The organism is Roseobacter cerffii (assembly GCF_054226325.1).
Genome location: NZ_CM135757.1, coordinates 3,883,600 through 3,896,628, shown reverse-complemented (window position 1 = coordinate 3,896,628; position 13,029 = coordinate 3,883,600). Strand labels below are relative to the sequence as shown.

Here is a 13,029-nt window from a genome sequence, read left to right as displayed (position 1 = left end):
TATCAGGTGCTTACTCTGCTGCAACGCGCAACGGGGCACTCTTGGTTCCCGTGGTTTTTTCAGCGGGCTCTTTTGTCACAGCCGCGTCGCGCGTAGCAGCCTGTTCGGCTCGCCGCTCCTTGCGCAGATAGGTGTGATAGAGCGCTGGAACGCCGATCAAGGTCAGGATCGAGGCAAAGCCCAGACCCGCCATGATCGACACCGCCATCGACGCAAAGAAGGCGTCGCTCAGCAGCGGCACCATGCCGAGGATGGTCGTCGCCGCGGCCAGCACCACGGGGCGCAAACGGCTGACCGAAGCGGTCACGATGGCCTGTGATTGCGGCAGCCCTTCTTCGTCCTTCTGCGCGTCAATTTCCTCGACCAGCACGATGCCGTTCTTGATCAACATGCCCGACAGGCTGAGCAGACCAAGAAGCGCTGTGAAGCTGAAGGGCAGGCCGGTGAAGAGCAGCCCCAGCCCGACGCCTGTCACCGCCATGGGCACCACCGTCCAGATCACCGCCGTCTGCCGCAGCTTGCCAAACAGCAGGATGGTGATCAGCAGCATGGTCCCGAAGGCCAGCGGCATCTGTCGACCAAGGCTGGCTTGCGCCGTGCTCGCGCTCTCGAACTCGCCACCCCATTCCATGCGATAACCCGGGGGCAGGGGCAGCGCTTCAATTGCACCCCGCACCTCGGCAAAGGCCTGTGGCGGCAGCACATCAGGCACGGTGAAGGCCTGAACGCTGATGGTCGGCGTCCGGTCCCGGCGCTGGATCAGCGTGTTCCGCGGGATCACGTCGAACCCGTCGACGACTTGCCCGAGATGCGTGTAACGCCCTGTTGTTGGGGCATAAATCGCTTGATCAAGCAGGTATTCGACACCGTCCTGCTCGGCGCGCGGGGTGCGGATGATGATGGGCACCTGCCGGTCCATTTCGCGGAACGTCCCCACGCGCAGCCCATCGGTCGCCAGCGCGATCGCCTGCGCCACATCCGCCTTGCGAATGCCCAGGGCCTGCGCGCGGTCGGTGGCAAAGATCGGCTGGGTTGTCAGCTCCGGCTCGCGCCAATCTGTCCGCTCGGTGACCAGAAGGTCGGTCTCTGTTTCGAAGATGCGCTGCGCCTGATCGGCCAGACCGCGCAGAACGTCAGGGTCGGGACCCGAGAGGCGCACCTCCACATCCGCACCCACAGGCGGGCCATAGATGATCTGCTGCACCCGGGTCTCCGCCCAGGGCACCGCCGCGCGGGCAAAGGCCGACAGCTCATCGCGCAGCGCCGGGATGTCCGCATGATCCGCCACCCGGATCACCATCTGCCCATAGGACGGCGCCGGGTCCTCGGGCGTATAGGTCAGCAGAAAGCGGGTCATGCTGGCGCCCACTGTGGTGGTGACCGCCTCGACCATCGGCTGCTGCATCAGCCAGTCTTCCAGCTGCGCCAGATCCTCGCTCGCCGCGCGGATCGAGGTGCCCTGCGCGCCCTTGTAGTTCAGGTACACAAGCGGCGTTGTGGCGGGCGGAAAGAACTGTTGCTTGACGAACCCCATCGCGCCGACGCCCGCGACCGTTGCGCCCATCAGGCCAACAATCACCAGCCAGCGCAGCCGCAAGGCGCCACGCACCACCGCACCATATCCGCGGAAAAACACAGTGTCATAAGGGTCTTTGCCGTCCTGCACTGTCTCCGTGCGGAAGAAATAGCTCGCCAGAAGCGGGGTCACCGTAACGGCCAACAGCCAGGACAGCAGCAACGAAATCCCGATCACCGCGAAAAGCGAAAACAGGAATTCACCCGAGCTGTCGGGGCTGAGCCCGATGCCCGCAAAGGCCATGATCCCGATGACCGTAGCGCCCAACAGCGGGACCTGCGTCCGCCGCGCGACCTCTGTGGCCGCCTCGACCGCCTTGCGCCCGCGCCGCATCTGCACCTGCATGCCTTCCGCGACCACGATGGCGTTGTCGACCAGCATCCCCATGGCGATGATCAGGGCGCCGAGGCTGATCCGCTCGACCTTGATGTCGAAGACATACATGAAGAAAAAGCTGAAGCTGACGGTCAGGAGCAGCGACCCGCCGACCACCACAGCGGCCCGCCAGCCCATGAAAAGCGCCAGCACACCGATCACCACGCCGACGGACATCGCGAGGCTCATGAGGAACGATTGGTTCGCGTCATCGACCACGCGATGCTGTTCGTAAACAGGCTCCAGCGTGACCCCCACGGGCAGCAGCGGTGTGATCTCGGCCAGCCGCTGTTCGACCCGCTGACCCACGGTCACGATGTTCTCGGAGGTGAGCCCCGCGACCCCGATGGTGAAGGCCTCGACCCCGTTGTGCCGGATGATCTGGCGCGGCGCGTCGACCCGCGCTCGGGTGACCTCGGCCACATCGGTCAGGTTCAGCACTTCGCCCTGAAACCCGAAGGTGAGCGCGCTGATTTCGCTGACACTGTCGTCCGGCGCGGGCGCCGTGATCTGCACATCCTGGCGCGCATTGTCTGCCGTGCCGGTGGCCACCACCTCGTCCGCGGAGGACACGGCGCCCACCACCACATCCGGCGGCACGCCGAGCGCGGTGAGCGTCTCGCTGGACGGCTCCACGAAGATCGCCTCTTCGGGCAGGCCGAGCACCTCGGCATTGGCCACCCCCTGAACGGTCAGCACCTCACGCCGCAGAAAAGTCGCTATATCCCAGATGGTTGCATCATCGTAGCCGGGCGCGCTGACCGCGTAGAGCAGACCGTAGACATCGCCGAAACTGTCGTTAACCTCCGGCGGCAAGGCCCCGGCGGGCAAGTCACCTTGCGCATCGGCAACCCGGTCGCGCATATCGTCCCAGACTTGTGGCAGTTCCGTGCCGTCATAGGTGTCCTTGATCGTGACCTCGATCACCGACAGGCCGGGCGTGTTGTTGGAGGTGATGAAATCCACCTCGTCCATCTGCTGGATTTCGGCCTCCAGCACTTCGGAGGCCTCGATGGCCACCTCGGCTGCGGTGGCGCCGGGGTAGGGGGTGATGATAAGCGCGGATTTCAGCGTGAAAACAGGGTCTTCTAGTTTGCCGACGCTCAGGTGCCCCGCCGCGCCACCAAACAGGCAGAACAGGATCAGCAGCCACGTATAGAGCGGCCGTTCGATGGAGAGACGCGCGATCTGCATGGGTCAGGACCCCTCAACCGTCAGGCCGCGGTAGCGTTTCAGCGGTTGCCCGGGGTCGATAAGATGCGCGCCAACGACAACAACTTCGGTGCCCGGCGGCAGACCGGAGACCAGAAAGTCTGTCCCATTGGTCGAGCTGACATCGACGGGAATAGCTCGCGCAACCAGCCCGTCGCCTGCCGGCTCGACGGCGATCACCACCTGCTGGCCATCGGGCCGCGTCGTGATCGCGGTTGCGGGCAATGTCACACCATCAGCGTCCTGCTCCAGCGCGGCGCGGACGATCATCGTACGCCCTGGCAGCAACGGGACATCAACCGATGGGGCTGCGGCTAGAGAAATGGTGTAGCTTTGGCCAACCTGGCCGGTCTCAGCCCGAAACTCGCGAAAGATCAGAGGGATCGGGCTTTCATGCCCGGCCAGATGGCCTTCGAAGGTGACAGCGGCGGGATCGCCGATAGTCGACAGCAGCCGCTCTGGCAGATTGAACTCCACCCGTGTCTCCGACATGTTGTGCAGCCGCAGGATCTGCTGGCCCGGCTCAATCGTCGTGAAGGCAGTGCCGATCCGGTCGGCGATCAACGCATCGAAGGGCGCGGTGATCTGCGCATCCGCGAGCGCCTCGCGCGCTTCCCGCAGGGCGACATCCGCCAAATCGCGGGCGGTTTCGGCATTCTCCGCCTGCACCTCGGAGCTCACATTGCGCGCGGCCAGGGTCTCGGCGCGCCTCAGATCGCGCTCCGCCTGTGCCAGCGACAGTTCGGCCCGCTCGACCGCCCGTTCGAAGGGTGCAAGGTCGAGCCGCGCAAGAAGCCTACCTTTTTCGATCTGTGTGCCCTCGCGGGCTTCGAGAAATGACAAGTATCCGCCAACCTCGAACGAGATGTCGACTGTCTCCAGTGCGGCGACCTGGCCAAAGAATTGCCGTGTCACGGCCTGCGGTGACGATGGCACCACCAAAGTTTGGACAAAGACGGGCTCGGCCCCCGCCGCCTTTTCGGTGCCCTGCTGCCCAAAGGCCAGCGCAGGCATCGCAATCGCCATAGCAATCACAAGAAATTTGCACCAAGCTTGTGTCATCGCAGAGCATCCCTATCTTTACTACCGACCGTTCGGTAGGTGAGATAGGCGCGAGGATTGAGACGTCAATGATGGCAACTGAAGAAATTTCCGAGGAGAGCAGCCGCACCAAGATCATCAAGACCTGCACCGAGCTCTTTCTGGAGCATGGCTTCTCCGGCACGTCGATGAGCGCGATTGCCAAGGCCTGCAAGATGACGAAGGCGAGCTTGTACTATCATTTCTCGGGCAAGGAGGAGCTCTTTATCGCCTGCGTGACCGATGGGTACAACGTTGCCCTGCAGGCGCTGGAAGAAATCGTCGCGAACCAGACGATGGCGCCGCCTGCGAAGCTGAGATGGGCGCTGACCGCGCTTTACGAGACGACCATATCCTCACCGGTGGGCCGCATGTCGCCGCTGATTGCCGAGGTTTCGCGAACGTTTCCGTCGGTCGCAAGGTCGTTCCACAGCGAATACATCGCGCCGCAGCAGGCCTTGCTCTGGCAGATCATCGAGGCGGGCATCGACGCGGGCGATTTCCGGGCCGTCGATCGCAAGCAGCTTTTCCACATCGTCTTCGGCCCGATGGTTACGCTGTCGCTCTCACGCGAGATGTTCGCCAGCTTCGATGACCTGGACGATCATTTCCCGGTGGACGAGCTGAGAGAAAGCCATATCGAAGTGATCATCGGGATGATCAAGGCCTGACCAGGCAGGTCCGCGCTGTGCGAACCGGGGGCATGTGCGGCGTCAAAGCTGCGCCGAAATCCGCCGAATGGGGCGGGTCATGCGCTATCGACCGCCTCTTCAAAAGCTGTGGGCTTTCGTCCTTCACCTGCGGTCACAGCTGCGCTGTAGTGAGCCGCGACATTGCTTTGAAAAGACCGGTTTGGAGTATCTGTGACCTGCGCTTTTTCGGCGGCGGTTTTCACTTTGATCGTGTTCACGCCTGTATTCATTGATCTGCACGGTATCTCAACCAACGGTGGGGCTCACCCGTTTCAGCGTTCCTTGGACCCTTCGTATCGGGTGCCGTCATGACCGATCAGACAACGGGGCAGGGCGCGGTAGAGCAACCGCAGATGGTACCGCTGTCGTGGTTCGGAAAGACGCTCTGGAGGTTCACACCGCTCTATGTCGAGCTGGTCTTTCTCGCGATCTGTATCCGGCTGCTGGGGCTGGTCGAGCCCTTCATCTTCCAGGTCATCATTGACCGCATTCTGCCCTTCGAGCGCGAGGCGACGCTGATCGTGGTGATGGTGGTGTTTGCCGCGGTCAGCGTGTTTCACATCGGGTTCAACATCCTGTCGAGCCTGCTGGGGATGCTCACGGCCAATCGGGTCACCCGCGAGCTGGGCAGCCGCATCTTCGAGCATCTTTTCCGGCTGCCCTACAGCCACTTCCGCAAATGGCCCATCGGCGAAACCATCGCGCGGGTCAGCGAAACCGACACCATCCGCGCGTTTCTGGTGGGCACGACAACCGGCGTTGTGCTCGACCTGCTGTTTGTCGTGATCTACCTCGGTGTTTTGTTCGCCCTGTCGCCGCTTCTGACGGCCATCGTCGTGATTTCCCTTCCGCTGCAAGGGTTTGTCTATTTTATCTTCGGCCCCTTCCTGCGGCGGCGGCTGCGCGTGCAATTCGACGCAGGCGCGCGGCATCAGTCTCGCATGGTCGAGAGCATCGGCGGGATTGCCTCGGTCAAGGCGCTGAGCGCGGAAGACAAAATGCTAAGCGGCCTGCGCGACACGCTGCAGGACAATCTCGATGCGGGGCTACGTGTCGGCAAGCTGCGCATCGCCAGCACCAACCTGATCTATGCCGTCAGCCAGACGCTCACGATCATGATCATTTTCATCGGCGCGCGCGAGGTTTTCGCGGGCCAGCTCACGCTCGGACAGCTCATCGCCTTCCATCTGATTGCCGAGAAGGTGGCCTCCCCGATCAGCAACTTTTCGGGCCTCTGGGAGAAGTGGCAGAACATCAAGATTTCCCGTCAGAGGTTGGGGGATATCCTGCTGTCCGCGCCCGAAGCCTTCGAGACCCTGCCGCGGTTGCCTGCTCAGATCGAGCCGGAGCTGCGTTTCGATCATGTGGAGTTTGCCTATGCGCCCGGCGCCCCCGTCCTGCGTGGCTTTTCCTTCACGGCGAAACCGCACACGCTGTCGCTTGTGGTCGGGCCATCGGGCATCGGGAAAAGCACCTTTGGCCGTCTCGCCTCGGGCATCGAGACGCCGGACAGCGGCACAGTCACGCTGGATGGGCATGACATTTCCGAGCACGACCCGCATGATGTCCGCACCAAGATCGCCTATGTGCCGCAAGAGCCGTATCTCTTCTCGGGCACGGTGCGCGAAAACCTGTCGCTGAACCTCGGAGACGGCGTGAGCGATGCGGTGATCTCGGACGCCTTGAGGGTGGCTGCGGCTGACACGATGGTCGAGCGCCTGCCGATGGGGCTGGACACGCAGGTCGGCGAACGGGGCGCGGCGCTCTCCGGCGGGCAACGCCAACGTATCGCCATGGCGCGGTCGCTGCTGAACAATCCCAAGGTCCTGATCCTGGACGAGCCGACAAGCGCGCTCGACGGTGCCGCACAGTCGCAGATGGTTGCCGAGATCGAGCGGCTGAAAGACAGCATGACCGTGATCGTCATCACCCACCGCCCGGATGTCTTTGCCACCCCGGATCAGGTGGTCGATTTCGAGGCTCTGACATGACGCGTGATCCTGCCCCAAGGGCCGTGGGCTCGCCAACCTTGCACGCGACCATCCTTTTCACCCTGTCGGTGTTCGGGGCCATTCTGATCATGTCGTTTGTGTTGAAGGTCGAGATCGTCGCGAAGGGGACCGGCAAGGTGGTGCCGCTGGGCCGCGTGCAGGTGGTGCAGCCCGAATTCGGCGGCCAGCTTCGGGCGATTCATGTGCGCGACGGGATGCGCGTGTCGCAAGGCGATACGGTAATCGAACTGGATCCGACACAGGCGCAATCCGAGCTCAACACGCTGAAGGCCGAGCGGGAGCGGCTGGAGATCGAGCGGCAACGCATCGAAACCGTGCTGGCCGCCCTCTCGGCGGGTGACGGGTTGGAGGAGATGGATATCGCAAGCCATGTCGCCCGCTTTGAGGATCACGCGCCCCAATCACGCTCGCGCTTCTTCGAGGAGCAAAGGGCGTTGCTTCAGGCGGAGCTGACCGAATTGCAAGATGCTCTGGCCCAGGTCGATACCCGCATTCTGGCGAACGAGAAGTCCAAGGAGGTGACCCTTGCCGGGATCGGTCGGATCGATGCCGCGCTGGAGACCCAGGAAGAGCGCCTTGAGACGGTGCAGAGCCTTCTGGACAAGGGCACCGCCAGCCGGGCCAACTATCTGGATGTGCTGGACGGCTTCAATCGGCTGGAAAACGAACGCGAGGTTTTCCTGCGGGAACTTGATCAGAAAGCTGCGCTCGATGCGTCCTACCTCGCCGAGCGGGCGGCCATTGTCTCCGCCTTGCGCAGCAGCCTTCAGACCCGTCGGGCTGAGCTCGAGGCGCGTGTTGCGGTTCTCTCGGAAGAATTGGTGATCAGCCAAAGGCAGTTGGCCAACACCCGGCTGATCGCTCCGGCCACAGGTGTGATCGACCAGCTCTCCGTCTTCACCATTGGCGGGATCGTTGAAGGCGGACAGGAGCTTTTGCGCATCGTGCCCGAGGAGCAGGCGTTCGAGGTCGAAGCGATCTTCCCGAACATCGACGTGGGGTTTCTGGAGGTGGGGCAGGACGCGAACATCAAGCTTGACGCCTATCCGGCCGAGCGGTTTGGCGCACTGCACGGCGTGGTCTCCAACGTCTCGGCGGATTCAATTGAGGTCGAGACCAACACTTTCGGGTTCGTGGTGCGTGTGCGGCCGGAAACATCAGAGCTGGAAACACCGGGAGGCAGCTATACGGTACAGCCAGGCATGACCTCCGTGGTCGATGTGATCACGGGAGAACGGCGCCTGATCAGCTATTTCTTTGCGCCGATTGTGAAGGTGGTCCAGGACAGCCTCGGTGAACGATAGGTGCACAGGGCGTCAGGGCGTGTCCCAGACCCAACACCGGTGATCGCGGTAGCTGGTAAGGCCCCGCCCACGGGTCTCCGCGGCCTTCAGAAGGTCATCGAAATTCGACGCTAGGTAGGTGCGCATCTGATCCATTTTATGAAGGCCAGCCGTCGAAGGACCCAACAGCAACTCCAGCAGGATGATATCAACGCTGCAAAACCCGATCGGGTTGTGGTGGAACCACTGGGCGTAATCCTTGTTGCGCAGGTCCTCGCCCAACAGCGAGACGATCTCGGTCGACGGCACATCGGACGCCCGCAGAATCGATTGCAAGAGCTCTTCGGACAGGATCGACCGAGCGACCTCATCAGGCATATCCGCTGATGAGCTTGCAAAGACAAACTCCCGGTTGCCGGGGCCTGGCAGGCTGACGGAGAGGCCACGCGCCCATTCGGGGAAGATGGCGTCAGGGTTGGGAGGGCGGCTGCCAACGATGGTTTCAACGAGGTCGAGCAGCTCAGCCTGATCCGGGCGCGCGCCCTGCAAGACATAGAAAACTGTCTCTCCCGCAGGGCAGTCCGCAAGATCTGCGACCTCAACCAGGGTCCAGTCGAGCTGGAACGCATCGGATACATCCGCAATCAGCGCGGCAGCGCCGACGTCGGTGGCGCCGTTGTCCTGAATGCAGAACGTCTCGGATCCGCTGCGCACGCGCAGGATCGGATCCCTGATGCTGTCGGTCACCTTGGACGCGAAGGCGGCGTCGAAGACGAACTTGGTCCGCTGAGCAAGATCGTCGCCTGCCAAGAGCGCGCCCGCGACCAGTGCAACAGCGCCGCACAGGGCTGCTGCCAAAGCAAGGGGTTTGAGAACCGGTGTCAGCATTCGAGGTTGTGCCTTCGTGTGCAGAGGGGGCGCAGTACGCCCCCTCCATGGAGCTCAATTCAGTAGTGTGTGTCAAAGCGGCCCTGATGACACCCGGTGCACCCGCCGATGCTGCCCGTCGGGTTGTCGGGCCAGCCGTTTGCCGCTCCGTTGACTTCATAGGCGGAGTGGGCGCGGGTCTCGTACTCTGACCATGCGTTCTCGTTGCCAAGCGCATTGTCGAGCGCCTGCTGTGTCGCGGAGTTGTCGCGATCCATCTTCTGCGTTATGGCATCGGGGCCATCACTGCCTCCGCCGCTGCTGCCCCCGCCACCACAGAAGCTCACCGGCGCATTGAGATCATCCAGATCAAACATATGTCATGTCCTATTCTCCGGGCGCTGTTTCCGTTATGCTACGCCCTGTTGCTGTTTGCCGGGCTGTCCGCCCGGCGGCTCAATCGGCGGGAGGGGTCGCACCCCCCTTCCGCCAATTCTCCGGCCAGAGAGGCCGAACTCTATTGGGCCCTGGTCGTCCTGCGCGACCGGCCGTTATCTGTCCAAATGCCAAGCAAAGCGCAGCGGGCTCATGCGGCCACCTCTTCTGCATTCAGGCGATCCAATTGGCGCCTCACCCACGCACCGCCGTCGGGGCCCGCGCGGTAAAGCGCGCACAGTTCATTCGATGGGCCACTCTCAAAAAGACGGGCCGCGACGTGACGTGCAAGCGGATAGTTCCATTCGTAGCGGTAACCGGTTTGCCAGTTGGTCATGGCATCTTCCAACGCATCGCGATTGGCGCCGAAATAGATCATGTCGTCCGCATGATGCGCGTAGGTGAGCACCGGAAAGCAGGCCGCGCAGTGGCGCAGCAGCGCCTGTTCAGCCAGAAAGGCGCAGCATTCGCGCGCCACGGGCGGCATCTGCCCGGTACCAGCGCTCCAACTCGCCACAATCTGAACAGCATGGCCAAACTCATGGGCCAGCGCCAGCAGATCGGCTGCACTGTCGCGGTAGTGCAAGCTGACAAACGGCAGCTTCTGGAAACCGATATCATACGTGAACGGTTTGGGGTGTTTGGCCGGGTTCGGCGCAAGGCATCGGGGCGCCTCGGTTTGCGTCTTTGTGATCTCGTCCGCGAGGTCTGGAAAAGCGCGATGCATTGCGCTGGCACAGAGCGCCCAGGCGGCTTCGGCGGGAAGCTCCAAACGAGGCGGTCTGGGCAAGCGTGATGCGGGGCGAGGGGGCGCGATCCGCGCGAGATGCCGCTGCACCACCGGCCGCTTTAGGCCGTTGGCCTTTAGCCAGTCAGGTGCTGTCGGGCCCTGTTTCGAGTGCGGCTGCGAGGCCTTTGATGGCCCATCCACGTCGCCGAGCAATACCTTCAAACCCAATGGCCACATGTCACAATGCCTCAACAATACCGATCAGGGCCGAACGCTAAGAGGCCTCACATTTTAGTCAACACGGGCTGGGCGGCGGGTCCGATCACCCGCGGATTGGTGCCAGATCGGGCCGCGTGGTCGGCGGGGCTTTTCTTACCCAGCGAAACTCCGCCTCGAGGGGGTGTCAGCTGTGCAATCGGCTGCCGAAAAGTGATTCCTTCTGTGAAGGGATGGACAGGTCCCGTGGCCTCTGGATGTGCTGTGGGAGAACATCGCGGCGCTGACCGGGCACCGGGCGGCGACACGATGGCATATGCCTGAGGAGACGGGATGAGCGCGCGCACGGCAATGCGGTTTCGGCCGACAGAGGCTCAGGACTTGGATGAGGTCCTTCCAAACCTGGCCGCCCGAACGCGTGCGGAAATCGACAGGTTCTTGCGCCGCGCACCTCCCGATGAACGGATGTCGATCATTCGCGAGCATGTCCAATCGTCGATCACGGCCCGGCGGGCGGATACGTTGCTGATCGATGATGTGCCGGTGGGCATCATCACTTTCACGCCGGAGAACGGCTATCACTATACGACCGCGCTCGCAAAGGAGCGGTATTTTCAGCGTGACTGTCTGCGCATTTCCAAACGCTACAACGCGGATTTGGCTCAAAGGCTGGGCACCAGCATTCGCGCCTACAGCCGGTCGGACCACGAGAAGGTTTCCAGCTGGTTCGCACTTTTGGGCTTCACCTGCATCGGGTGGGACGGCGACGCCCGGGTTTTCGTTTTTCCAAGTGATGCTCGGCCCGCGCGTGGAGCGGTGTCGTAACCGCCATCCGACCAATGGGCCGGATTTGTAGATTTGGACTTGGCATGCAGGCCTGGAGGTCACCAACTCTGTTGTGCCACGACGCGAAAGCTGAACCCTTGGACGGGTTTGATCGCCTGTGGACGCTGCCTGTGATCACCGAGCGCAGATGCTTGATAGCGGAAGATTACGAGGCATCGTTACGCAGAGACGGCCAGATCTTGGCCACAGCCCAACGCATCCCCGCGTGTGTGAGGCCGTGATGTGCCACGCCGCTTTTGGGTTGGCACAGCGCCCGGGACAGCGCTGTGCCCTTGTCGTCAGGTCAGGCTGTGGCGCAGTTTCGGAAGCCGTGACAGCACAAAGATGTCCAGTGCCAGGACGGACAGAAGCGCGATGCCCGCCATCGGAAACAGCATCGACACGCCCAGCCCGACAAGGACCGCACCTTGCCAGAGCGGCAGCTCGCGCGGCATCGGCGGCGCGGCGAGCCGACCTGCCTTGGAGGGGCGCCGCTTCCACCAAAGGACAATCGAACTGGCACAGAGAAACAGCACCGACAAACAAACCAGCGTGTTGGCGAGCACGCTCCACAGACCGAGGGTGCCCATGTGAAGCGCGATGCCGACCGCCATCGCCTTGCCGGCGAGCGAGTAATCGGCATAGCGCACATCGGCGAGGATCTTGCCGCTGTATTGGTCCACATGCACGGTCCGGTCTGTTGTCGGCGCCGTGCTGTCAGTGCTCATCGAGTCTCGGCTGAGGGTCCAGACACCGGTGTCCTCGCTGGGCAGGTTCAGCTGATACCGCGCGTCAAAGCCAATGGTGCGCGCCAGCTGGTCAACACTGTCGAGCGTCACCGGACCAACCACCCCGATATTGCCCGCATCACCACCCGAGGCCGGCATCGGCGTCTGTTCCAGCGCCCAAGGCACCTCGCGCCGGTCGTGGTTCATGCTGGCATGTGTCGCGTCCGACAGCGGGACATTGTCCCATTTTTCAGCGGGAAACTGGCTCCAGGCCTGCACGATCTTACCGCCCCAGATCCCCGCCCAGGCGAGGCCCGAAATCAGAAAGAAGACAAGAAAGATCGACATCCAGATGCCGACAACACCGTGTAGCGACTTCCACAGCGTCCGACCGCGCCCGAGACGGGGCGCCAGTGCCGCGCGCCAGCCGGAGCCCCTAGGCCACCACATGTAGAGCCCCGTCGCGACGAGCACCAGCGACAGGGACGCGGCTGTCTCGAGCAGCCTGTCGCCCACCGTTCCGAGCATCAGATTGCCGTGTATCCCGTCGAAGAAATCGTACCAGCCGCTGCGGCGCGGGAATGTCTCGACGACCTCGGCCGTGAAGGGATCGACCGCCACAATGATGGCATCGCTCTCCGCATCCAAGCGAAACAGCGCTGCCTGATCCTCGCGGCGGGGGGCGATGTATTGCTTCAGGACACCGCCGGGCACTGCGGCCACGGCCGCTTCCGCCTGCTGCGACACCGCGATTGCTGCGTCCTGTGGGATGACGGGTGTCCGTTCGCCGTCGCGGCCATCAATCCAGGCGATCCACAGCATCATCATGCCGGTTACAGCGAGAATGGTCAGAAAGGGGATCACGAAAAGCCCGGCGTAGAAGTGCCAGCGCCATGCGGCGAAATAGAGTTTGTTGGCGCGGCCTTCCGGCTGCGCAGCTGCGTCTGTCATAGTAAGTCTCCAAACCTGTTGACCTGCAGCCCTCTGGGCGCAGGTGT

General features: G+C 62.8%; 11 protein-coding genes. 4 read left to right on the top strand and 7 right to left on the bottom strand.

Translation table 11 applies throughout. The features are described 5' to 3' along the window. Positions 1 to 10: 10 nt before the first annotated feature. Positions 11 to 3,145 (bottom strand): efflux RND transporter permease subunit, encoded by a 3,135-nt coding sequence (locus tag ACVC7O_RS18985; RefSeq protein ID WP_458323683.1) that lies wholly within the window; start codon positions 3,143 to 3,145, stop codon positions 11 to 13. A 3-nt stretch (positions 3,146 to 3,148) separates the two neighbouring features. Continuing rightward, on the bottom strand, positions 3,149 to 4,225 hold the full coding sequence (locus ACVC7O_RS18980; RefSeq protein WP_458323682.1) for an efflux RND transporter periplasmic adaptor subunit: 1,077 nt from the start codon (positions 4,223 to 4,225) through the stop codon (positions 3,149 to 3,151). Positions 4,226 to 4,296: 71 nt separating this feature from the next. Here ACVC7O_RS18980 and ACVC7O_RS18975 point away from each other — a divergent pair, with 71 nt between their 5' ends. Further along, the gene (locus ACVC7O_RS18975; protein ID WP_458323681.1) at positions 4,297 to 4,914 is read left to right on the top strand and encodes a TetR/AcrR family transcriptional regulator; all 618 of its coding nucleotides are present in this window, start codon (positions 4,297 to 4,299) and stop codon (positions 4,912 to 4,914) included. Positions 4,915 to 4,991: 77 nt separating this feature from the next. Here ACVC7O_RS18975 and ACVC7O_RS18970 read toward each other — a convergent pair whose 3' ends face one another. Next, complete coding sequence (locus tag ACVC7O_RS18970) at positions 4,992 to 5,153, bottom strand: hypothetical protein (protein WP_458323680.1); 162 nt, start codon at positions 5,151 to 5,153, stop codon at positions 4,992 to 4,994. Positions 5,154 to 5,243: 90 nt separating this feature from the next. On the opposite strand from ACVC7O_RS18970, the gene ACVC7O_RS18965 reads away from it, so the two are divergent. Continuing rightward, on the top strand, positions 5,244 to 6,926 hold the full coding sequence (locus ACVC7O_RS18965; RefSeq protein WP_458323679.1) for a peptidase domain-containing ABC transporter: 1,683 nt from the start codon (positions 5,244 to 5,246) through the stop codon (positions 6,924 to 6,926). After that, positions 6,923 to 8,251 (top strand): HlyD family type I secretion periplasmic adaptor subunit, encoded by a 1,329-nt coding sequence (locus tag ACVC7O_RS18960; protein ID WP_458323678.1) that lies wholly within the window; start codon positions 6,923 to 6,925, stop codon positions 8,249 to 8,251. The genes ACVC7O_RS18965 and ACVC7O_RS18960 overlap by 4 nt, the downstream gene beginning before the upstream one ends. Positions 8,252 to 8,263: 12 nt before the next feature. Here the strand turns inward: ACVC7O_RS18960 and ACVC7O_RS18955 are convergent, their stop codons facing one another. From ACVC7O_RS18955 to ACVC7O_RS18945, 3 genes are all read right to left on the bottom strand, one after another. Beyond that, positions 8,264 to 9,118, bottom strand: coding sequence for a hypothetical protein (locus ACVC7O_RS18955; RefSeq protein WP_458323677.1), 855 nt, complete (start codon positions 9,116 to 9,118; stop codon positions 8,264 to 8,266). A 59-nt stretch (positions 9,119 to 9,177) separates the two neighbouring features. Next, complete coding sequence (locus ACVC7O_RS18950) at positions 9,178 to 9,474, bottom strand: hypothetical protein (protein ID WP_458323676.1); 297 nt, start codon at positions 9,472 to 9,474, stop codon at positions 9,178 to 9,180. 209 nt (positions 9,475 to 9,683) lie between these two features. Then, entirely contained in the window at positions 9,684 to 10,118 is a 435-nt protein-coding gene (locus tag ACVC7O_RS18945; protein WP_458323675.1) for a hypothetical protein, read from the bottom strand. A gap of 693 nt (positions 10,119 to 10,811) precedes the next feature. On the opposite strand from ACVC7O_RS18945, the gene ACVC7O_RS18940 reads away from it, so the two are divergent. Beyond that, entirely contained in the window at positions 10,812 to 11,303 is a 492-nt protein-coding gene (locus ACVC7O_RS18940; protein ID WP_458323674.1) for a hypothetical protein, read from the top strand. Between the two features lie 299 nt (positions 11,304 to 11,602). Here the strand turns inward: ACVC7O_RS18940 and ACVC7O_RS18935 are convergent, their stop codons facing one another. Further along, positions 11,603 to 12,982, bottom strand: coding sequence for a PepSY-associated TM helix domain-containing protein (locus tag ACVC7O_RS18935; RefSeq protein ID WP_458323673.1), 1,380 nt, complete (start codon positions 12,980 to 12,982; stop codon positions 11,603 to 11,605). Positions 12,983 to 13,029: the final 47 nt, after the last annotated feature.